Origin of the sequence: Shewanella sp. KCT (genome assembly GCF_007636505.1) — a bacterium.
GTDB lineage: Bacteria > Pseudomonadota > Gammaproteobacteria > Enterobacterales > Shewanellaceae > Shewanella > Shewanella halotolerans.
On record NZ_LVDJ01000009.1, the window covers coordinates 179,021 to 198,604 of the forward strand.

Genomic DNA, 19,584 nt, shown 5'->3' on the forward strand with positions numbered 1-19,584 from the left:
ATGAAGATCGATGTGGAAGCCTTTAGGGTGTTGTCGATTCTGGTTGAAGAGGGCAGTTTCTCCAAGGCTGCCGAGCGATTGCACAAGGCGCAGTCGGCGGTGAGCTATCAGGTAAAGAAGCTGGAACAGCACCTGGGTGTAAAGCTTTTTTGTCGGGATCAGTATCGCGCCGAATTAACCCCAGAGGGTAAGGTGATCCTCGCCGAAGGCAAACGCTTGCTGCAATACCTTGGCAACATTGAACATTTAGCCAGCCGTTTCAGCGAAGGCTGGGAGCCTAAACTCGAACTTGTGGTGGACGGTTCCCTGCCCATGGAGCCCATCATGCGGGCGCTGAAGCGGGTGTCTGAGCATAAGATCCCTACCAAGATCCAGCTCAACATGGAGTTTCTCGGCGGGGTACAACACAGGTTCGAGCGGGATAATGCCGATCTCATGTTGGTGAAAGACTATCGTACCGGGCCCAACTATCGGCCGCAGCCACTACCCGACATCAACAGCATACTGGTGGTGAGTCGCTCACACCCCTTAGCTAAGGCGAAGGAACTCAGCCTGTTTGAGTTGCTGCAGCATGTGGAGCTGACCATCGAAGATTCTTCCCCCGGCAAGATCCACAGCGATGAGCTGCAATTTGGCGGTGACAAGGTGTTTTACCTGTCAGGCTTTATCATGAAGAAGAATGCCCTGCTGATGGGACTGGGCTTTGGCTGGATGCCTGACTTTTTGATTCAAGAAGAGCTGGCCAGCGGTGAGTTACAGGAACTGGATTTTCTCGGTGGCAGTCGTTACAGCTTTACCCCTCAGTTGGTATCGACCATGGAGCGCCCCTTAGGGCGCGCCGGCCGGCTCTTTACCAGCTTGATCCTGGAGGAGTTTAACCTCTACCAAGCACAGGCCAGTCGTTAAAGCCGATATTTTTATATTTAAAAAGCGAGCCGTTGAGCTCGCTTTTTTAAAATGACCAGTATTAGGTGAAAGCTAGTTCTTAATAATAGCTAGTCGTTAATAATGTCTAGGATACGACGTGTCTTGTCGTGCAGTTTAATAAAGGTGCCATCGATATCTATGGTGATGTTGCCGTCACGGTCGATAGGCACATGGATCTTGCCGCGATCATAATAGTCATCAGACAGGTAATCGCCCTTGTGAAGTTTCTTCTGCCAGCCCGGTGGTAGCGGCTCGCCGCGGGCTACCTTCTTCTGCAGTCCTGGTGGCAGGCTCTTTTCGTTATGGGCCTTGGCACCGTGTTCATGCTTATCGTTTTTGGCCAGGGTTAGCGGCGAAAAACCGATAGACAGTCCCAGTAGGATAAGGCTAACGCCTGTAGTGTATTTCTTCATCTGAATTCTCCAGCGCAATCATTGCGTTCTCAGCTAGCATATGGTCTCGCTCTGTTAATGTCTAGCCAGTCAGGACCTTAGCCATGTTCAGCTTGTATTCAGCATCTTCTCATTAACCTGGAGTTAAGTCATTGATAAAGCGCCGGGCGCACCAGGCTATTAGCCTCCTAGATAAGCTGTGGTACGGAGTATGCAAATTCTCTAGGCAAGAGGCTTAGCGAATGTCTTCTTATAAGACTCAGCAAGCGTTCTATTCGATGTGAAGTCAGGTAAACGCCGAAAAAGTAAGGCGAAAGGCGTTAGGGCAATGGGGGCCGCTAAGGGCAACCTGCCCTTGGGACTAAGGAGTGCGATATGAAAAGTGTAATATCTTTGCAGATAGCAAATCTCTATTCTCAATATGCCACGCAGTTTGCCCGTGGCGATCAGGCCAGCAGTCAGCTGACGATGCAGGGCTTTGTCGAGCAGCTTGCTCAGCAGGGATTGTTACTCGATACCCTCAACTGGCAGGAGTGGTACCAAAATGCCCATCTGGTCGATAAGCCAGATTATATCCGCGAGGCGAGCTTCTATCAGTGCCGCTTGCTGTTAACCGCCATGAGCCGCTTGGAGCGCTTCAGCCGCGGCGTATTGGAAAATATGCGCAGGCAAGGGGTGTTGCTGGCGATTCTGGAGCGGCTCAACGTGCTTACCCACAAGAGCAGCGGGCCTGAGCTCTTAGTGCTAGCCTAACTCTTTGTGCTGGCTTAACTCTTTGTGCTGGCTTAACTTTTTGTTGGCTTGCCACTCTTTATTGGCATAAGACGCCTTAGCGCCCAAGCCAACATTGGTGGGAAATAAGCCCTATTGGAGCATATAAGCCGCGTATTAGCGGCTGTAACGCCAATCGCGCACCTTGGCGTCTAGCCAGGCGGCGCTGCGGGTCATCTGTTTCTGGCTCTTCTTTAGCCAGCCTCTGGCCCAGTGGTACTCCAGGCTTAATACTGCAAGTCCTATGGGCAGCAGTAACCAGGCCGGGCCTGGCAAGATAACCAGTGCCAACCCGAGTAGGCAAAGTGCGCCGCCGATGACGGTGATCAAGGTTTTTCTCAGCATAAATACCTCATTTGACCTTCTCTCCTATACTTGTATTGCATCATCTTGTTTATCCATGCCAGTGAAAATGTGTAACAAAAGGACATTCATGACGCGATGGAGTGTGGCAAAACAGTGACTTGGGGGTAGGGTGTTGATTAGACCAGGCGGCTTTAACTTAAGCATAAATAACGCTAATAGGCAGGCCTTGCTCTCTACGCCGCTATTGCCAGCACCGCTAATGCCAGTAAAGCTATGGCCAGGGGCGCTACGACGCTTCCATTTTCTGCTTGTTTCCATCTTCATCGTTACCTTGTTGTGTGTTGCTTCGGCCCCGAAGGCCGAGACCCTCAAGCTGTCCTCATTAAATTGGCCACCCTATTCGGGGCCAACTCTCAAGGAGGGCGGCGCCTGTGTGGTGGTGGCCAGAGCCGCACTTGCCGCCATGGGTCATGAGCTTCAGGTGGACTATTTCCCCTGGAGTCGCACAGTGCGAGTGGTGACCCGGGACGATTCTGGCTATCAGGGCTATTTCCCCGAATATCATCACCCAACCGATAAATTCATCTTCTCCGACTCCATGGGACAGAGTCCTCTGGGGATCTTGGAGCAGAGCCAGCACCCCATTACCTGGTCGAGGGTGCAGGATCTCAATGCCTACACCTTGGGCGTGGTCAGAGACTATGTAAATACCCAGGCGCTCGATGAGATGATTGCCATTGGTGCTCAGCCGGTAGAGCTTGTGAGCTCAGATGAACACAATATCCGCAAGGTGGCTACCGGCCGGGTGCAGGGCGCCGTCATGGATCTCTATGTCTATCAGTTTCTCATCGAGCAGCCACACTTGACCGAACTCAAGAGCAGGCTGCAATTTAACAAGCAGTTGCTGGAGTCGAAACAGCTCTATATCGCCTTTAGAAACACCCCTGAGGGGCGCAGGTGGAGAGAGATCTATAACGCCGGCCTGGCCCGTATCCAAGTCGAGCAGATCCTCAAAGATTACCTGCAAAGCCTCTAGTTCGCCGTCCCGTAGTAATCCTGATTCGCTTCTGCTGTCGACGTTCGCGAACTCCCCTCCAGCCCCTAAATCAAGCCTTTAAGGCTCTTAAGCCTTGGCCGTGATCGTTTGACCTATAGGGGTCAGACTCAGCAGCGCCAGTTTCAGATGCTGAATACCAAAAGGGATCCCTATGATGGTGATGAAACAGGCCAGCGCGTGGGTGATATGGCCGATGGCGAGCCAGATCCCAAATAGCAGGAACCAGACTATGTTACCTACCATGCCGAGCGGGCCAGTACCGATATCATCGACCCCTTGCAGCGCGCGGCGATTGACGTTTTGCTGACCAAAGGGCCAGAAGGCCATCTCACCGATAACGAAACAGGCGCGGCCGAAGGGGATACCTATGATGCTGATGAAGCAGAGCAGGCCCGCGAGCCACCAGGCCAGCCCCATCACGAAGCCGCCTAAAATAAACCATGCAATATTAAAGAGTAAGCGCAGTAGTGCCATGAAGAGCTCCTTGTTGTAGTGCTTTTATCGTTGTTAAGACATAGGCCTTAAATTGGATCTACCAAGGGATAAGCGAAAACCATGCCATATTATATCTGTATGTTTTTATTGATTATTGTGTTGGTATGATTCTGGGGTGTTGACATAATATGCCAAAAGTCGGTCAAATTACGCATTTGCCGTTAAAGGGTGTACACTCTGGCGCGTCATTTCATTCAGGCTCGATAATATGAAGCTTAGCCACACGCCCGTAGAGAGCGTCTACCTTGGGGAGCACCAGGTCTATGTGAAGCGCGACGATCTGCTGCATCCTGAGTTTTCCGGTAATAAGGCGCGCAAGTTCGCCTATTTTCTCGAGAACGACTTTCCCTCTGTGAGGCAACTGATTGGCTATGGCTCGCCTCAGGCCAACTCCCTCTATTCGCTTTCGGCCCTGGCTAAGCTCAAGGGGTGGCAGCTGGATTTCTACGTGGACCATCTCCCCGGTTATCTGACGGAGCACCCCTGCGGCAACTACCTCGCCGCGTTAGACAACGGCGCCAACATCATAGATCTCTCAAGAAAGACGGATCGAGATGGATTGGATAGCGAAGCTTATATAAGGCAAAGGGTGTTGACGGGCAGCGATGAGCAGCTGTTTGTGCCAGAAGGGGGGCGCTGCGCCTTTGCCGAGCCAGGCGTGGCCCAGCTTGCCGAGGAGATTGTTAGTTGGAAAAGTGCAGAGCATATTAGTGAGCTAGTGGTGTTTCTGCCATCGGGCACAGGCACCACCGCACTCTATCTGCAAAAACAGTTCTTAACCCTAGATCCCAGCATTAACGTCATGACCTGCGCCGTGGTGGGGGGCGATGATTATCTTAGGACGCAATTTTTAGAGCTTGAGCAGGATGCAGCGCTGCATCCCCAGATTGTCCCGTCAGCCAAGCGTTATCACTTTGGCAAGCTGTATCCTGAGTTTTATCAGATGTGGCATGAACTCAAGTCGACGGGAATAGCGTTTGAGCTACTCTACGATCCTCTTGGCTGGCTCTGCCTCAAGCATCTCTGGCAACAGGGGTTAGATGTGCCCGTGCTCTATCTACACCAAGGGGGCCTGCTGGGTAATCAATCTATGCTGCCAAGGTATAGGCGAAAATTCGGTGAGCTAGAGAGATAAATGTCATTTGGCCAGGTCGGTACCTGTGAAAGGGGTACAACCTGAGCCAAATGTTACCTGCTGAGTCGTTGACGAATGGGGTCAATCCTACTTGTTGCCTGGGCAACCTTCGATACGTGTGAGAGGAGGTGTATCGAATAGCGTGGGGGTTATTTGTTGCTTGAGAGCAACCATTTCATAAATTGCAGGGCGTCGGTGCGCTTAGCAAATGTTTGTTTGTTTTTTCCAAGACTATCGGTAAAAGCGATAGATGATTTGTTGACTGAAATTGAGTCCACCGGGAAGTTTACCGTGATCTCATGACCGTTAACTTTGTACGACATAGGCCATACTCCTTATTACTGTGACTGCCTTGTGGCAGTAAAAATTTAACAAATAATAGATCCTTAGCTGTTGCGAAAGATGAATTAAATCCTTCCTGAGACTACCCAGCCTAATTTAAATAATCAAGTGATCTGCCTCGAGAAAGCCGTTACTTGGGCCCTAAATGGGGGCTTTTCACCGGATTGGACACAGTAAATCATTAATAAATGACAATAGTGTGACGAGATAACTGCGAGTTGTTGAAGCGATGACTATGTAATGACTTAGAGTCTAGCGATGCAAAACTTGTAGGCAGAAAAACTAACAGCAGGGTACTGCAGAAGGTAGGCATTATAAGCTTGGATGCGAACTTGTCAATATTTAATCAATTCTGTCGCTTTTAGCTCGCCCATGGCGATGAAAAGGCCCATTCCTGCTTAGCTTTCTACTGTGCAATTTAGGAATAAATGCTAATATTTCTAGGCGCTTGTTAACAATTAAGGGGACTGGGATGCGCTTTGTTGTTTGGCAGTTTATGTTGGTGATGAGCTTGTTTGTCGGCAGCGCCTGGAGCGCGGCGCCAAATAGTCTGGTAGGAGCCTTAAGTGATGCTACCGCCGATAGCAGCCAGAGCCAATTTGTGCGCTCGGTTGAGCACTATGATTACAAGGATATCCTGCAGCGTGATACCCCTAGGGGCACGGTAGAAGGCTTTATGGCGGCGGCTTATGAGCAGGATTATGAGAAGGCGGCAGAATATCTGGATCTGCGCTACCTGCCCGAGGGGATGTCGGCAAAGAAAGGAGCCGAATATGCCAAGCAGCTGCAGCTGATCATAGAGCGTAATCTCTGGCTCGACCTGGGACAGCTTAACGATACTCCACTTGGGCAGGATAACGATCAGCTTCCCGCCTATCGGGATCTCTTTGGTCGGGTAGCGCTGCAAAGCGATCAGATAGCCCTCTATCTACAGCGGGTGCCCAGTGAAGGCGGCACTATTTGGAAAGTCTCTAATGCCACCGTGGCCAAGGTGCCTCAGCTCTATCAAAATCTGGGCTATGGGCCTGTGGCAGAATGGTTTGTTAATCATATCCCCGACGGACGCTGGTTTAATGTCAACCTGTGGGAATGGAGCCTGCTGCTGGCGTATCTGATCACCGCATTTCTGGTGATGGTGCCCATTACCTGGATCATCAAGCGCGTGATCTTGCTAACCCAATATGAGCTTAAAGAGGAGCTGGCCTATATCGTCGCCGGGCCACTGCGTTTGCTGGCGGCCGTGCTATTGGTCAGAGCCTGGGTGTCTCACAGCAGCATCTCACCGGCGGCAATTGAGATGATAGATACCGGCTTTCTGTTGGTGTCGGCCATCATCTGGTTTGGCTGGAGCGCCATGGGGATCTTCCAGCAGGGCCTGAAGAAACGCTGGAAAGAGCAGGGTAAAGATCAGGCCGCCTCCCTGCTCAGGCCGCTGACTAATTTCCTGCGGGTGATCTTCGTGATCATGGCGGTGCTGTTATGGCTAGAACACCTGGGCTTTAACGCCAGCGCCATCATCGCCGGTATGGGCATAGGGGGCATCGCCATCGCGCTCGCCTCCAAGCAGTCGATTGAGAACTTTATCGGCACAATTACCCTCTATTCGGCGGCGCCGATTAAGGTAGGCAACCTATGTAAATTTGGTAGTATCAGCGGCACGGTCGAGGAGATTGGCCTGCGCTGCACTCAGATCCGCACCCTGGACAGGACGCTTATTCATGTGCCCAACGCCAAGTTAGTGGAGATGGAGATCGAAAACATCTCCCAGCGCGAGAAGATCCGTTTCAAGGCGGATATTCGCCTCGATTATGCAGTGACCACCTCGGAGCAGCTCAAGGCGATTGTCGCCGAGATTAAAGCCATGCTCGAAGAGCATGAGCTGGTGCTCAAAGAGCCCCTCAGGGTCACCTTTAAGGGCTTCGGTCTCCATGGTCTACAGGTTAATGTGCTGGCCTATATCGGCACTAAGAGTTTTCCCACCTTCCAGTTGGCATCGGAAGAGTTACATTTAAAAATCATGGATATAGTGGTGAAGAATGGCTCTCGCATCGTGCCGGTGGCACCCGTTGCCCTGAATAATGGCTAAATGTTAAAGCTGTGATCTCTGGGTCTTGATGTTGGCTCGAAATCCGGGGATCATGGCTATAATTAATGGCGTATCGCGTCCATCACATCATGACGTAGTGAGAATTGTATGGCTAAAGTGCTAGAGAGTGTCGATCAGCGTACCCAGTTGGTTGGCGAAAACCGTCTCGAGCTGCTGCTGTTTCGTATCAATGCGACGCAGCTTTTTGCGATCAATGTGTTTAAGGTCAAAGAGGTGGTCAAGCTGCCTAAACTGAGCGCCTTGCCCGGTAGCCATCCTAGCATAAAGGGGGTCGCCAACATTCGTGGCACCTCGATCCCCGTCATCGATCTTCGCGCCGCTATCGGCTTTCAGCCCATGAATAGCGATCAGGAAGCTAACCTTATCATCACCGAATATAACCGCAGCGTGCAGGGCTTTATGGTGGGCAAGGTCGACCATATCATCAATATGACCTGGAGCGACATCATGCCGCCGCCAAAGAGCACCGGCAGTCACAACTATCTGACCGCCATCACTAAGGTGGAGGTGGATGGTGCGACGCGCCTGGTCTCCATTATCGATGTGGAGAAGGTGCTGGCGGAAATCGTTCACTATGATATCGCCATATCAGATGGGGTGTTGGATGAGGCCTTGGTGGGCAAGATGATAGGGCGCAAGATCTTGATCGCCGATGACTCGGCCACGGCTCGCCGTCAGGTGAAAGACACGCTAGCGCCCCTGGGTATCGAGGTGATCGAGACCTCCGATGGCCTGCAGGCGCTTAAGCTGTTGAAGCGCTGGTGCGATGAGGGCCGCGATATCAACCAAGAGATACTCATGCTGATCACCGACGCCGAGATGCCCGAGATGGACGGCTATCGCCTCACCTATGAGGTGCGCAACGACAAGCGTATGGCCAATCTCTTTATTACCCTCAACACCTCACTGAGTGGCAGCTTTAACAATGCCATGGTGGAGAAGGTAGGATGCGATCGCTTTATCTCAAAATTCCAGCCGGATCTGCTGGTGGATGTGGTGCAGGAGCGTCTACGTACTCAGTTGCCCGAGCAGGTAAATTAAACGTAAGACTTTCAGTACTATTAGCCAACAATTAGCTAACGACTAGCTATTGTCTAACGAATCATGGTCGAGTGCCTGCTCGGCAAGGATATCTCGCAGTACCTGACGTTTGACCACGGCGGTGGAGACGATATTGATCCTGGCGATGCGCACCGCGTAACCGAAACGGTCGCGGCCGACGGCAGCCAGCAATTGATGCAGGAAGGCCTTATCCAACCCCAGCATCTTGGCGTAATGTTCGACTGCCTTGGCCACAGAGGAAAATTGCACGCCATCGAACTCAAAACCGCCGCCAAAACCTGCGACGTCGAGTGGGATCCCCTTGAGGCTGAGGGGCCAGGGCGCAACGCTCACCCGCGCTTTGGCGACTTGATACATAAACCAGGCGCTCTTCTTAAAGCCTTCGAACACCTTACAGCTAAAGTACGACTCTTCGAGCTCCTCTTGGGTCCAGTTTTCGCCTATGGCCAAGTGTTTAGCGTAGCGGCGCATTAACTCGTCTTTAACTGCGCTGTGGCAGTCCCAGATGGAGCTGAGCGGGGCCTTTTCGGCGATCTGCAGGCATTCTTTACAGGCGGGAACCGCTAACGAGGGGTGAGGGCAATGGCCCAAGGCGTGATAGTCAAACTGATGAGCACAGGGCTCGGCACAGAACCAGCAGGTGTGGCGTCTGTCGAAGGGGATGTCGACCAGGGGCAGGCTTGCAGACAAGGGCTATCCCCTGTCTGCTAACTGGCTTAAGCGCATATTACAGCGCAACCTCAGGGCTTACTCTTGCTCTATGTCGACCAGGCTCTTGGCCAGTGTGATAGGGTCGAGCTCCAGGCATTCCTGCTCGGCGACCCAGTCGATACCCACTAATACGCCGTCATCGTGCAGGTCTTGAATCCAATATTCCAGCAGCTCTTCCAGTGGAATGGGAGCTGGCTGATAATCCTGCCATTCTTCAGTGCAGTGTACCTTGGCCTGTGCTTCGCTAGACCATAGTGGCATCACATCCGTCTCTTCATATTCTGACGAGTCACACACGACCCAACCTTCGCCGGTTTCATCTTGCAGGCCCCAAACGGCTTGCTGCTCTTTTACGTTGTCGATAAAGCTTGCTAAAACGGGACTATTGTCTGTCATTTGAGTGTCTGTCATGTGAGTTCTCTTAGAGTGAGTAAAATCGAGCCCATTATACGCGATGTGGCTAACGAGCCAAGCGCTAGGTGAAGTGATTAGCCCACTATTTATTCGCTCATGGGACAAACTGGTCTTAGTTCGAATAATTAATCATAAATCATTTAGTATAAGTGCCTCGAGTCGTTATCATGTCTGGGGAAGGTCTGGTTTCTCACCGGCTGCAGATCATTAAGTTTCTTATTTTTTTAGCCGTTTTCTCTTGGAGTCTCTATTTTGAAAAAATTGCTCACCTTTGCATCCCTGATCCTGGCAACCGGCTTGCCAAGCCTTAGCGTGCTCGCCCAAGATTTCGATACCTGTGTCAGTGCACTCAAACAGAAGGCACTCGCCGCCGGAGTGTCGAGCAAGACGGTAGAAGAGGGTCTGGGTCAGGTGAAGTTTGTGACCAGGGTGATTGAGTTGGATAAGAAGCAGCCGGAATTTAGTCAGACCTTCGACAACTATTTCTCCAAGCGGGTTACCGACTGGCGGGTTCAGGAGGGGAGGCGTCTGCTTAAGCTGCATGGCCCGCTGCTGCATAAGTTGCAGCAAGAATATGGCATTCCGCCTCAGTATCTGGTGGCCTTCTGGGGACTTGAGACCAATTTCGGCTCCTATAAAGGCAAGATGCCGGTGATTGACTCGCTGACAACCCTTGCTTGCGATCCGAGACGTAGCGACTATTTTACCGGTGAATTGATTCAGGCATTGAAGCTCAAAGAGGCCTACCAATTTGATAATGCCCAGATGCAAGGCTCTTGGGCCGGCGCCATGGGGCACACTCAATTTATGCCCTCGGCCTATGCCAAGTATGCGGTGGACGCCGACGGTGACGGCAAGGCCGATCTGTTTAACAGCACTGAGGACGCCCTGTCGTCGGCGGCTAACTTCTTGAATAATCTGGGTTGGATGCGCAACGAGCGCTGGGGCCGCGAGGTCTCCCTGCCAAAGGATTATGATTTTCGCCACCTTGGCCGTAACGATAAACAAAGTTTAACCACCTGGGCCGGTTTGGGGATCACTCAGGCCAACGGCCACGCGCTGTCGACTCCCGACATGCAAGCCGCACTCTATCTTCCGGCTGGGCATACTGGGCCGGCATTCTTAGGTTATGGCAACTTCGATGTGATCATGCGCTGGAACCGCTCAGAGTTTTACGCCATCGCCGTCGGGCATCTGGCCGATCGCATCAATGGTGGGGCTCGCCTGCATGTGGCGCCGCCGAAACATGACAACATTAGCCGCGACAAGCTTAAGCAGTTGCAGGCCAAACTCAACGAGAAGGGCTATGAGGTGGGTAAGCCTGATGGCGTGCTTGGAGTCAACTCCCGCGCCGGCCTGCAGGCTTTTCAGCGCAGTGTTGGTCTGGTGGCCGACGGATTTCCAAGCGATGAGACCTTCAGTGCCCTGGGCATCAAATAGTGCTAACCATTATGATTGCATCTCGATAAAATTTACATTAGCTTAAGACGTTGGCCGGGCAATTTGCTCGGCCATTTCTTAATGACAGCATTTTATACCAATCGTAGTAAATAACTGGTCATGCTAGCTTGTTAAAACGTCCGATAACGGTGTTATTATTTTTGATTGTAGAATAACTACTTATCAAAAAATTCTGCCTTGTTCTCGGCTGTTTTTTCTGCGCTATTTCTGATCACTTACTTACCGTGATTGGTATGACGAGTGGCAATAAAAGGTAGTAATATGGATGCGATGGAGAGTTTGTCCTTTGCCCAGCGGCAACGTCTGGCGTTTATCGACTTTAGTTTGCAGTATTTTGGCCAGGTATCGCGCCAGGACTTGATCGCCAAATTCGCCACAGGCCTGGCGGCGGCGACCCGGGATTTCGCCAGCTATCGCGAGCTGGCGCCCCACAACTTGGAGTTGGTGCATCAGACCAAGCGTTACCATAGGCGCGCCGAGTTTACCCCCCTGTTTGACCATGATCCCGAGGCGATCCTCCATGGATTGGCCAATGGTTTCGGCGATGGGCTATCCCATCCGGTGACGCCAAGTAGTGTCTGTCTGGATGCGGTGCAGCTTATTCATCCCGATACCAATATTATCGCCGCCGTGATGCGCGCTATCGCCCATAAGCAGGCGATCGCCGTGACCTATGTGTCCGTGTCATCGGGGGAAACTCAAAGAGAGCTGGTGCCGCACACCCTGGTGAATAACGGACAGCGCTGGCATGTGCGCTGTTTCGATCGCACCCATCAGGTGTTTACCGACTTTGTGGTGACCCGTTTTAAGGCGGTAAGCCAGAGCGCCACCGAGCCTTTCGACCATGAGCTGCAAGATAAGGATGGCTACTGGCAGAAGTTGGTTTCTCTGGTGTTGATCCCCCATCCCAGCCTGAAGCATCCCGAGGCGATTGCGCTGGACTATCAGATGAGCGAGGGGGAATTGGTGCTCAGTTGCCGCGCCGCCTTAGCCGGTTATCTGCTGCGCCAGTGGAGCGTCGACTGCTCGGCTCAGCATCAGATCCGCAGCGGCGTCTGTCAGCTGGCGCTTAAGAATCACGCCATCTTAAGCGAGATAGAGCATCTGGCCATAGTGCCGGGCGCCAAGGCATAACAGGCGTAGCGCCTCGGAGGAAGTTTTGCTAAGCTTCGCCCACTTGATGAAAAGAGACTAACTAAGGACGCTTGATGAGCATTAAAGACGATATGGTCGTGCAGTTTAACTACACCTTACGCGATGAAGCAGGTGAAGTGCTCGAAACCAACGAAGGATTAGATCCTATTGCCTACTTACATGGGCATGACAACATGATGCCTGGCGTCGAGAAGGCGATGGAAGGTAAGGCTGTGGGTGAGAAGTTTTCTGTGACCCTGCCACCGGAAGAAACCTATGGCGTGCGTAACGAAAACGGCGAGCAGCGCGTGTCTATTAAGCATCTGCAAGGCGCAAAAGTGTGGAAGCCTGGTATGCGCGCCATCATCAGCACTGACCAGGGCCAGCGCCAGGTGACAGTACTCAAGGTGGGCAAGTTTATGGCGACCGTGGATATCAACCATCCACTGGCTGGCCGCGAGCTGACTTTCGATCTTGAGGTTGTCGACGCGCGCGAGGCGACTGCAGAAGAGATCGCCCACGGTCACGCCCATGGCGTCGGCGGTCACCACCACTAGAATGGTCACGACCACTAGACTAGTGGCGAGTACCTGAATAACCATAGAGACCCGGGCTTTCCTGGGTCTTTGCATATCTAACGGGGAAGTAAGCTGTGGTCATTGAATTTTCAGGGGGGCGGATAATCGTCTCGCCCCAAGAGGTGCTGGTAAAACTCACCAAAGGTGTCAGCCTCTTTGCCATGGCCGATGATCTACGCCTGCTCAGCGCGGGCAACATCATGGTGGCCGATGCGGGCGCGGTGCGTTGGCACCTTAGCTTAGACGATGCAAATCAGCTAGGTGATATCGCCGAGAGTCTCGGTATCGATATCGCCTAGGCAAGATTGATTTCTACTTCATCAGTTGCTGCCGATGCCGCCTGTTAACGGCCATAATTGTGGCGAATAAGCTAGTGGCGAATAAGCTAGTGGCGAATAAGCAAGTTGCGTCTAAGCAAGTCGGGTCTAAGCAAGTCGGGTCTAAGCAAGTCGGGTCTAAGCACGGCTAGTTTTGGCTAAGCTAGTCACGGCCGTGGGGCGAGTCGAGATCTAACCTGGGGCCCTTGGGAACCACGCGCGTCGGGTTGATCTGGCCATGGCTGAAGTAGTAGTGCTGCTTGATATGCTCAAAGTTGACCGTCTTGGCAACACCAGGGTGTTGGTATAACTCCTTCAGGTAGGCTTGGATTGCGGGCATGTCCGTGATGCGATTGCGATTGGTCTTGAAGTGCCCTACATAGACGGCGTCAAAGCGCACGAGTGTGGTAAACAAGCGCCAGTCGGCTTCGGTAATTTGGTCACCCACCAGATAGCGCTGCTGGCTAAGACGTGTCTCTAAGCTATCTAAGGCGTCAAACAGTTCATCGAAAGCCTGCTCATAGGCCGCCTGTGTGGTGGCAAAACCTGCTTTGTACACACCATTATTGATCTTGTTGTAGACCCAGTGATTGATCTCGTCTATCTCCTCACTATGGGCGGCGGGGTAGAAGTCGAGATAATTGCCGGTGATCTCGTTAAAGGCGCTATTAAACATGCGGATGATCTCCGCCGACTCGTTGCTGACTATGGTGCGGCGCTGCTTGTCCCACAGCACAGGTACAGTCACCCGACCGCTATAGTCTGGCTTGGCCAGTTGGTAGATCTGATAGAGATAATCTTTACCGTTGAGCCTGTCGATCTCACTGCCCTCTATATGCTGGGCGATCTCGCTCTGCTTGGGGCCACTAAACTCCCAGCCGTTGCTCAGCATATGGGGCTCAACGACGGTGACGCCGATATGGGCCTGCAACGATTTCAGCTCGCGAAAGATAAGGGTTCTGTGCGCCCAGGGACAGGCGAGAGAGACATAGAGATGGTAGCGACCCGACTCGGCTTTAAACTCGGGCTCAGGCTCATCTTCTGTCGGTGCCTTTATCCAGCGGCGAAAGGCAGCGTCTTCCCTTACAAACGTACCCTTGCTCTTGTCTGTGTCATACCATTTATCGACCCATTGGCCACCTTGAAGTAATCCCATCTGTGTCTGCCTCGCTTATCTAACTCATTAAGTGCAGTGTAACAGTCGACTAAGCGGATAAAAAACGCGAAAACTGGCATTTTTTATTCGACTTTATCGAATAGTTGGGCTGACTATAGTTGGGTGAACTTAGGCTTCCTGATATGATCGGCCGCACCTAAACAGCTAATGAAGAGTAATAAAGGAAACCCTATGTCTCAACAGCCGTTAGAGCGGATCACCATAGAACCTCAATCCCAGTGCCGCGCCTGCGTGATCTGGTTGCATGGCCTTGGCGATTCCGGCGCCGGTTTTGCCCCTGTGGTGCCACTTCTGGGTCTGCCCGATGACCTCGGCGTGCGTTTCATCTTTCCCCATGCGCCAAACATGCCGGTGACCATCAACCAGGGGTATGTGATGCCCGCCTGGTATGACATCAAGGGGATGGATGTAGACAATCGCGCCGACATGGCTGGCGTCTTGGCCTCAGAGCTGGCGATTAGCGCGTTGATCGAGGAGCAGATCGCCTCTGGCGTGCCGAGCAATAAGATAGTCTTGGCCGGTTTTAGCCAGGGGGGGGTGATGAGCCTGTTTACCGGTTTGCGATTTGCTCAGCGCCTGGCGGGGATCATGGCACTATCTTGCTATCTGCCGACGGGCCATGTCATGCCCGATAACCTAAACGAGGCGAATCGTAATACCCCGCTGCTGCAACAACATGGTGAGCAGGATGAGGTGGTTCCCTTGGCACTTGGCCGCGCGGCCTATGATCTGATTTCCAAGGCGGGCTATTCTAGCGAGTGGCATACCTATCCTATGGGTCATAGCGTGTTGCCAAATCAGCTTCAGGAGATAGGTCAGTGGCTTAAGGCGCGACTGAGCGAATAAGGAGTCTGTTCACCTGCCTGATTACCTACCTGATTTGGAACAGGATTATTAAAAAAAGCGAGGGGCGCCAGTTGGCGCCCCTTTTTTATGCTTTCAAGAGTGTGAAGGATATCACGTCAATCAATTGGCGGGCACTGCCTGGTCATTTTGTCGTAACCATAGGTTAACAATTGCCCATAAATGGCGACCTTTTCGACAAAAAAATCATCGATTTGTGCTGTATTACGTTTTACTGCTTTAGATGAAGTTGATCTAGTGTGAAATTTTTACCGGTTTTGTGATCTAGGTATGTTAGGGCTTGTTTTTTTAAAGGGAGTATCCTTATTTTTTAGAAAATAGGTGCAAGTTAATAAAATAGATGGGAAATCGATATCTATTGCCGTTTTAATTTATCGATAGGCCTCGCAATTCATTTTTACCTTGTTCTGCTGGTGAAACAATGAAAGGCGTAAAACGCTTTTAAAATAAACATTTGCCCTATGTTTGTTCATAAAAATGCCACATTTACTAGATATTGTTTGCTATTATATTTCGCGGCGAGATTATGACGTTCGCTATCAAAAATTATGATGGTTAATAAAAAAGATAATCTAGGGGTTGATGTAATGACAAATAAGCTTTTAAAAGGATTAGTCGCTACCGCTGTATTAGCAGCACTTGCTGGTTGTAACAGCAGCGATGACGACAAGGCGCCAACAACATGTGCTGAAGCTGGCACTGCTTGCACCAAATTTACCGTACTGCACACCAATGATAACCATGGCCGTTTCTGGGAAAACAAAGACGGCGAATATGGTATGGCGGCACGTAAGACGCTGATCGAAAAGATCCGCGCCGAAGTGGCGGCCAATGGCGGCGAAACTCTGCTACTTTCTGGTGGTGATATTAACACAGGTGTACCTGAGTCTGATCTGCAAGACGCACTGCCAGATTTCCTTGGCATGAACGATATCGGTTATGACGCTATGGCGGTCGGTAACCACGAATTTGATAATCCATTGGCGGTACTGGATTCACAGCGTTCTATCGCTAACTTCCCTATGCTGGCGGCTAACATCTACAACGAAGATGGCACTCGCTACTTCGAAGCCTACAAGGTATTCGATGTTAACGGCATCAAGATCGCTGTTATCGGTCTAACCACCGAAGACACGGCTAAGCTGGGTAACCCAGAATTTATCTCAGGTCTTAAGTTCACCGATCCTAAAGAAGAGATCGTTAAGGTGATCAAAGAGATCAAAGACGCTAAGGCAGCCGATCTTATCTTTGCAACGACTCACATGGGTCACTATGCGAACGGTGAACACGGCAGCAACGCGCCTGGCGACGTGGCTCTGGCTAAGGCACTAGAGCAAGGCCAACTTCAGGCTGTGATCGGTGGTCACTCACAAAATCCAGTTTGTATGGAAGGCGGCGAATATGCTGACTTCGCACCGGGCGACGAGTGTACACCTGATCAGCAAAACGGCACCTACATCATGCAAGCCCACGAGTGGGGTAAGTATGTTGGCCGCGCCGATTTCGAATACTTCAATGGTGAACTGCACCTGGCTAACTACAAGCTGGTTCCTGTTAACCTAGTGAAGAAAGTAAAAGATGAGCAAGGTAACGAGACTAAAGTTCTGGTAGGTGAAGCCATCGAGGCAGATGCTGCACTGAAAGAGATGCTTTCTTATTACCAAGAGCGTGGCCAAGGCCAACTGGACGAAGTGATTGCTTCTACCGATGGCTTGCTAGACGGTGAGCGTGCAAATGTACGTTTCATGCAGACTAACCTGGGTCGTCTGATCGCCGATGCGCAGCGTACCAAGGTTGCGGCCGATGTGGGCGTGATGAACTCTGGTGGTGTTCGTGCGTCAATCGCAGCGGGTGACATCTCTTACCGCGACGTACTGACCGTACAGCCTTTCGGTAACATGGTGACCCTAAGCACTATGACAGGTGAAGAGCTTAGTGCTTACCTGGGTGAAGTGGCCAGCCTACAGATTGGTGCAGGCGCTTACGCTCAGATCACTGGCGTTAAGATGACTGTTGACTGTGCGGCTAAGACAGTGGCTATCAGCGAAGTTAACGGTAAAGAGTACAGCGCGACTGGCTCTTACACCATGACAGTTCCTAGCTATAACGCGGCAGGTGGTGACGGCTATCCTAAGCTAAACCCAGTACAAACAGGTTATGTTGATGCCGAAGTACTGTACACCTTCTTCAAGGATGCAGGCACTATCGTAGCGGCCGACTACAACCCAGTAGGCGATATCGTTTACGAAAACTCTGAAAGTGTTGAAGGTTGTAAGATCACTGCTCAATAAGCAGAATTAAGCGACACAAAGGGCAGCCTCAGGGCTGCCTTTTTTATGCCCGAGATTTCACATTCATCTAAGTCGGATCTAGCTAGTTTACGAGGGGATTTAGCTGGCTCATTCTCTGGTTCAAATTCTGGGTCATCAATTTGTGTACAAGTCCATTCAAACGGCGCCGGAAAATTTTTTTAAATTTCTTCCTTGAAATCATAAATGGCTAGCCACATATAGTAAGTATGGGGCGCTCATCGAGGCCCCTGATGTTACCCAAGATATTGATTTTGTTATGGCAGTGCCTTTGGGCTGCCCGGTAATGTCACTAAAAGGTGCGGCGCAATTTATTCGAAACATATCGTGTGAATTATTGTCGGCCACTAACCACTATATTGCTTAATACAAGGATATACCTATGCGTAATTATGATTTGACCCCTCTATACCGTAGTGCCATTGGATTCGATCGTTTAGCCCAGCTTGCCGAGCATGCTGCATCGAACAAGGGTAACTCGGGTTATCCCCCATACAACATCGAGCTGCTGAGCGAGAATCGCTATCGCATCACCATGGCGGTGGCCGGCTTTGCGATGGAAGAATTAGATATCACCAGCGAAGGCGACAAGCTAGTGGTAAAAGGCACCAAGGCGGAGCAGGAGAGCGAGCGCAAATACCTGTATCAGGGTATTGCTGAGCGCGGTTTCGAGCGCACCTTCCAGCTGGCCGACTATGTGACTGTGATTGGAGCCGACCTCGAAAACGGCCTGCTCAATATCGATCTGCAGCGTGAGATCCCCGAGGCCCTAAAGCCGCGCAAGATTGAGATCTCAACTTCAAGGCTGCTAGACGCCTAAATGAATGGCTAAGTGCTGCGCTTTAGAGCACTGCATCGAATAAAAAAGGGAGCCTAGGCTCCCTTTTTTGATGGCTAACGTTCACCTTTTAGGTTTAGCGATTAAGCCCGGTCAGAATGGCTTCATTCAAGTATTGGCTAAAGTCATCGCCATGGTTGGTCAGCATCTTAGGGAACATAGATATCGGCGTCAGGCCCGGGAAGGTGTTGATCTCGTTGAGTAAGATCTCGCCCTCTGGCGTGAGGAAGAAATCGATGCGCGACAGATGTCTGAGCTTCATGCCATCGAATACCTTCACCGCATAGGCGCGGATCTGCTGTGCTATCTCATCGCTTACCTCGGCCACGACCCGAGTGGTGGCCTTACTGTCGGCGGCATATTTCTCGTCATAGGTATAGAAGGTGCCACCGGCGCAGATCACCTCGCCAGGCAGGGTGGCGACCGTCTCGCCGCGATATTGATAGACGGCGACTTCCAGCTCCCGCGCCTGAATGGTTTTCTCCACCACCACATAGGGCGAATAGCGAAACGCATCGGCCAGAATAGCCGGGATCTGCGCCGCGTCATCGACCCGGTAACAGCCGACAGATGAGCCTTGTGAGGCGGCCTTTACGAATACTGAGCCCCACTTGGCCAGGGCATCTGTGGTTTGGGCGATTGCCTGCTCGTCCAGTTGATTCAGGAAGAGGTAAGGGGTGTTCGGGATCCCCAGGGCGCTAAACCACATCTTGGCGGTGATCTTGTTGAAACAGTTGCGCGAGCCCTCGGCGTCACAGCCGAAATAGGGCAGGTTAATGAGTTCGAAATAGGACTGAATGTCGCCGGTCTCGCCAGGGTAGCCGTGAATACAGGGGATCACATAATCCACCGGCCAGGGCGCCAGGTTCTCATCTTCGAAACGGATCTCACGGCGATTGGTCAGCTCACAGCGCTCACCTGATTTGGTCTGATATTGCCCCTTGGCATCGAGTTCGACCCGCAGCACATTCAGGTGGGGAAGTTTCGCCAGCGAGGTCTCGAAGTAGTTGGCCGACAGCAGGGAGATGGCGTGTTCATCGCCGCCGCCACCGCATAAAAGTAAAAGGTTGATCGGATTCATCGGGTCTCCGTATTCGACTCTGTATCGTTTTCCATGCTCACTATGACGTGCTGATTTTTTTATGCAAGTCCTGGATGCAGCTTAAAGAAAGCTTAATGTCTGACCG

The 19,584-nt window shown here is 51.6% G+C and carries 21 protein-coding genes; 13 read left to right on the forward strand and 8 right to left on the reverse strand.

Annotated elements, in window-relative coordinates:
* Positions 1-906: a LysR family transcriptional regulator gene (locus AYI87_RS14100; protein WP_011865951.1), complete on the forward strand. Its 906-nt coding sequence runs from the start codon at positions 1-3 to the stop codon at positions 904-906.
* Between the two features lie 89 nt (positions 907-995).
* Here the strand turns inward: AYI87_RS14100 and AYI87_RS14105 are convergent, their stop codons facing one another.
* The gene (locus AYI87_RS14105; RefSeq protein ID WP_144203128.1) at positions 996-1,340 is read right to left on the reverse strand and encodes a hypothetical protein; all 345 of its coding nucleotides are present in this window, start codon (positions 1,338-1,340) and stop codon (positions 996-998) included.
* A 354-nt stretch (positions 1,341-1,694) separates the two neighbouring features.
* Here AYI87_RS14105 and AYI87_RS14110 point away from each other — a divergent pair, with 354 nt between their 5' ends.
* On the forward strand, positions 1,695-2,072 hold the full coding sequence (locus AYI87_RS14110) for a DUF6508 domain-containing protein (RefSeq protein ID WP_144203131.1): 378 nt from the start codon (positions 1,695-1,697) through the stop codon (positions 2,070-2,072).
* 135 nt (positions 2,073-2,207) lie between these two features.
* Here AYI87_RS14110 and AYI87_RS14115 read toward each other — a convergent pair whose 3' ends face one another.
* Positions 2,208-2,435, reverse strand: a complete 228-nt coding sequence (locus AYI87_RS14115; RefSeq protein WP_011865948.1) for a PGPGW domain-containing protein — start codon at positions 2,433-2,435, stop codon at positions 2,208-2,210.
* 220 nt (positions 2,436-2,655) lie between these two features.
* Here AYI87_RS14115 and AYI87_RS14120 point away from each other — a divergent pair, with 220 nt between their 5' ends.
* Positions 2,656-3,432, forward strand: a complete 777-nt coding sequence (locus AYI87_RS14120; protein WP_313955034.1) for a substrate-binding periplasmic protein — start codon at positions 2,656-2,658, stop codon at positions 3,430-3,432.
* Between the two features lie 87 nt (positions 3,433-3,519).
* Here AYI87_RS14120 and AYI87_RS14125 read toward each other — a convergent pair whose 3' ends face one another.
* Positions 3,520-3,927, reverse strand: a complete 408-nt coding sequence (locus tag AYI87_RS14125; RefSeq protein WP_144203134.1) for a YccF domain-containing protein — start codon at positions 3,925-3,927, stop codon at positions 3,520-3,522.
* 229 nt (positions 3,928-4,156) lie between these two features.
* On the opposite strand from AYI87_RS14125, the gene AYI87_RS14130 reads away from it, so the two are divergent.
* A complete protein-coding gene (locus AYI87_RS14130) occupies positions 4,157-5,083 on the forward strand; it encodes a 1-aminocyclopropane-1-carboxylate deaminase/D-cysteine desulfhydrase (RefSeq protein ID WP_144203137.1) in 927 nt (308 codons plus the stop codon).
* 149 nt (positions 5,084-5,232) lie between these two features.
* Here AYI87_RS14130 and AYI87_RS14135 read toward each other — a convergent pair whose 3' ends face one another.
* The gene (locus AYI87_RS14135) at positions 5,233-5,406 is read right to left on the reverse strand and encodes a hypothetical protein (protein WP_011865944.1); all 174 of its coding nucleotides are present in this window, start codon (positions 5,404-5,406) and stop codon (positions 5,233-5,235) included.
* Between the two features lie 491 nt (positions 5,407-5,897).
* Between AYI87_RS14135 and AYI87_RS14140 the strand changes: the two genes are divergently transcribed.
* Positions 5,898-7,511 carry a mechanosensitive ion channel family protein gene (locus AYI87_RS14140; protein ID WP_144203140.1) on the forward strand — a complete coding sequence of 538 codons (1,614 nt, stop codon included), beginning with the start codon at positions 5,898-5,900 and terminating at the stop codon, positions 7,509-7,511.
* A 108-nt stretch (positions 7,512-7,619) separates the two neighbouring features.
* On the forward strand, positions 7,620-8,573 hold the full coding sequence (locus tag AYI87_RS14145; RefSeq protein ID WP_144203142.1) for a chemotaxis protein CheV: 954 nt from the start codon (positions 7,620-7,622) through the stop codon (positions 8,571-8,573).
* A 42-nt stretch (positions 8,574-8,615) separates the two neighbouring features.
* On the opposite strand, the gene AYI87_RS14150 is transcribed toward AYI87_RS14145, so the two are convergent.
* Together AYI87_RS14150 and AYI87_RS14155 are read right to left on the reverse strand one after the other, a co-directional pair.
* Complete coding sequence (locus tag AYI87_RS14150; RefSeq protein ID WP_144203145.1) at positions 8,616-9,284, reverse strand: hypothetical protein; 669 nt, start codon at positions 9,282-9,284, stop codon at positions 8,616-8,618.
* A 57-nt stretch (positions 9,285-9,341) separates the two neighbouring features.
* Positions 9,342-9,716, reverse strand: a complete 375-nt coding sequence (locus AYI87_RS14155) for a DUF2750 domain-containing protein (protein ID WP_409928975.1) — start codon at positions 9,714-9,716, stop codon at positions 9,342-9,344.
* Positions 9,717-9,971: 255 nt separating this feature from the next.
* Here AYI87_RS14155 and AYI87_RS14160 point away from each other — a divergent pair, with 255 nt between their 5' ends.
* The 4 genes from AYI87_RS14160 (at position 9,972) to AYI87_RS14175 (ending at position 13,191) form a co-directional block, all read left to right on the forward strand.
* Positions 9,972-11,159, forward strand: a complete 1,188-nt coding sequence (locus AYI87_RS14160) for a lytic murein transglycosylase (RefSeq protein ID WP_144203148.1) — start codon at positions 9,972-9,974, stop codon at positions 11,157-11,159.
* A gap of 282 nt (positions 11,160-11,441) precedes the next feature.
* Entirely contained in the window at positions 11,442-12,314 is an 873-nt protein-coding gene (locus tag AYI87_RS14165; protein ID WP_144203150.1) for a WYL domain-containing protein, read from the forward strand.
* 74 nt (positions 12,315-12,388) lie between these two features.
* Positions 12,389-12,871 carry a peptidylprolyl isomerase gene (locus tag AYI87_RS14170; protein WP_144203153.1) on the forward strand — a complete coding sequence of 161 codons (483 nt, stop codon included), beginning with the start codon at positions 12,389-12,391 and terminating at the stop codon, positions 12,869-12,871.
* Between the two features lie 95 nt (positions 12,872-12,966).
* The gene (locus AYI87_RS14175) at positions 12,967-13,191 is read left to right on the forward strand and encodes a DUF3389 family protein (protein ID WP_144203156.1); all 225 of its coding nucleotides are present in this window, start codon (positions 12,967-12,969) and stop codon (positions 13,189-13,191) included.
* A 181-nt stretch (positions 13,192-13,372) separates the two neighbouring features.
* Here AYI87_RS14175 and AYI87_RS14180 read toward each other — a convergent pair whose 3' ends face one another.
* Positions 13,373-14,365, reverse strand: coding sequence for a glutathione S-transferase family protein (locus AYI87_RS14180; protein WP_144203159.1), 993 nt, complete (start codon positions 14,363-14,365; stop codon positions 13,373-13,375).
* 192 nt (positions 14,366-14,557) lie between these two features.
* Here AYI87_RS14180 and AYI87_RS14185 point away from each other — a divergent pair, with 192 nt between their 5' ends.
* The 3 genes from AYI87_RS14185 (at position 14,558) to AYI87_RS14195 (ending at position 18,379) form a co-directional block, all read left to right on the forward strand.
* On the forward strand, positions 14,558-15,232 hold the full coding sequence (locus AYI87_RS14185; protein WP_144203162.1) for an alpha/beta hydrolase: 675 nt from the start codon (positions 14,558-14,560) through the stop codon (positions 15,230-15,232).
* Positions 15,233-15,837: 605 nt separating this feature from the next.
* Positions 15,838-17,541 carry a bifunctional UDP-sugar hydrolase/5'-nucleotidase UshA gene (gene ushA / locus AYI87_RS14190; protein WP_144203165.1) on the forward strand — a complete coding sequence of 568 codons (1,704 nt, stop codon included), beginning with the start codon at positions 15,838-15,840 and terminating at the stop codon, positions 17,539-17,541.
* A gap of 400 nt (positions 17,542-17,941) precedes the next feature.
* The gene (locus AYI87_RS14195; RefSeq protein WP_011865932.1) at positions 17,942-18,379 is read left to right on the forward strand and encodes an Hsp20 family protein; all 438 of its coding nucleotides are present in this window, start codon (positions 17,942-17,944) and stop codon (positions 18,377-18,379) included.
* 94 nt (positions 18,380-18,473) lie between these two features.
* Here AYI87_RS14195 and AYI87_RS14200 read toward each other — a convergent pair whose 3' ends face one another.
* Entirely contained in the window at positions 18,474-19,478 is a 1,005-nt protein-coding gene (locus tag AYI87_RS14200) for a D-alanine--D-alanine ligase (RefSeq protein WP_144203167.1), read from the reverse strand.
* Positions 19,479-19,584 lie beyond the last annotated feature (106 nt).

What these genes read in the sequence shown, in the direction of transcription:
- AYI87_RS14135 (WP_011865944.1), bottom strand. Translation starts at nt 5,406, where the DNA reads ATGTCGTACAAAGTTAACGGTCATGAGATCACGGTAAACTTCCCGGTG.
- AYI87_RS14200 (WP_144203167.1), bottom strand. Translation starts at nt 19,478, where the DNA reads ATGAATCCGATCAACCTTTTACTTTTATGCGGTGGCGGCGGCGATGAA.
- AYI87_RS14180 (WP_144203159.1), bottom strand. Translation starts at nt 14,365, where the DNA reads ATGGGATTACTTCAAGGTGGCCAATGGGTCGATAAATGGTATGACACA.
- AYI87_RS14100 (WP_011865951.1), top strand. Translation starts at nt 1, where the DNA reads ATGAAGATCGATGTGGAAGCCTTTAGGGTGTTGTCGATTCTGGTTGAA.
- AYI87_RS14105 (WP_144203128.1), bottom strand. Translation starts at nt 1,340, where the DNA reads ATGAAGAAATACACTACAGGCGTTAGCCTTATCCTACTGGGACTGTCT.
- AYI87_RS14185 (WP_144203162.1), top strand. Translation starts at nt 14,558, where the DNA reads ATGTCTCAACAGCCGTTAGAGCGGATCACCATAGAACCTCAATCCCAG.
- AYI87_RS14110 (WP_144203131.1), top strand. Translation starts at nt 1,695, where the DNA reads ATGAAAAGTGTAATATCTTTGCAGATAGCAAATCTCTATTCTCAATAT.
- ushA (WP_144203165.1), top strand. Translation starts at nt 15,838, where the DNA reads ATGACAAATAAGCTTTTAAAAGGATTAGTCGCTACCGCTGTATTAGCA.
- AYI87_RS14140 (WP_144203140.1), top strand. Translation starts at nt 5,898, where the DNA reads ATGCGCTTTGTTGTTTGGCAGTTTATGTTGGTGATGAGCTTGTTTGTC.
- AYI87_RS14155 (WP_409928975.1), bottom strand. Translation starts at nt 9,716, where the DNA reads ATGACAGACACTCAAATGACAGACAATAGTCCCGTTTTAGCAAGCTTT.
- AYI87_RS14170 (WP_144203153.1), top strand. Translation starts at nt 12,389, where the DNA reads ATGAGCATTAAAGACGATATGGTCGTGCAGTTTAACTACACCTTACGC.
- AYI87_RS14145 (WP_144203142.1), top strand. Translation starts at nt 7,620, where the DNA reads ATGGCTAAAGTGCTAGAGAGTGTCGATCAGCGTACCCAGTTGGTTGGC.
- AYI87_RS14125 (WP_144203134.1), bottom strand. Translation starts at nt 3,927, where the DNA reads ATGGCACTACTGCGCTTACTCTTTAATATTGCATGGTTTATTTTAGGC.
- AYI87_RS14195 (WP_011865932.1), top strand. Translation starts at nt 17,942, where the DNA reads ATGCGTAATTATGATTTGACCCCTCTATACCGTAGTGCCATTGGATTC.
- AYI87_RS14130 (WP_144203137.1), top strand. Translation starts at nt 4,157, where the DNA reads ATGAAGCTTAGCCACACGCCCGTAGAGAGCGTCTACCTTGGGGAGCAC.
- AYI87_RS14165 (WP_144203150.1), top strand. Translation starts at nt 11,442, where the DNA reads ATGGATGCGATGGAGAGTTTGTCCTTTGCCCAGCGGCAACGTCTGGCG.
- AYI87_RS14115 (WP_011865948.1), bottom strand. Translation starts at nt 2,435, where the DNA reads ATGCTGAGAAAAACCTTGATCACCGTCATCGGCGGCGCACTTTGCCTA.
- AYI87_RS14120 (WP_313955034.1), top strand. Translation starts at nt 2,656, where the DNA reads ATGCCAGTAAAGCTATGGCCAGGGGCGCTACGACGCTTCCATTTTCTG.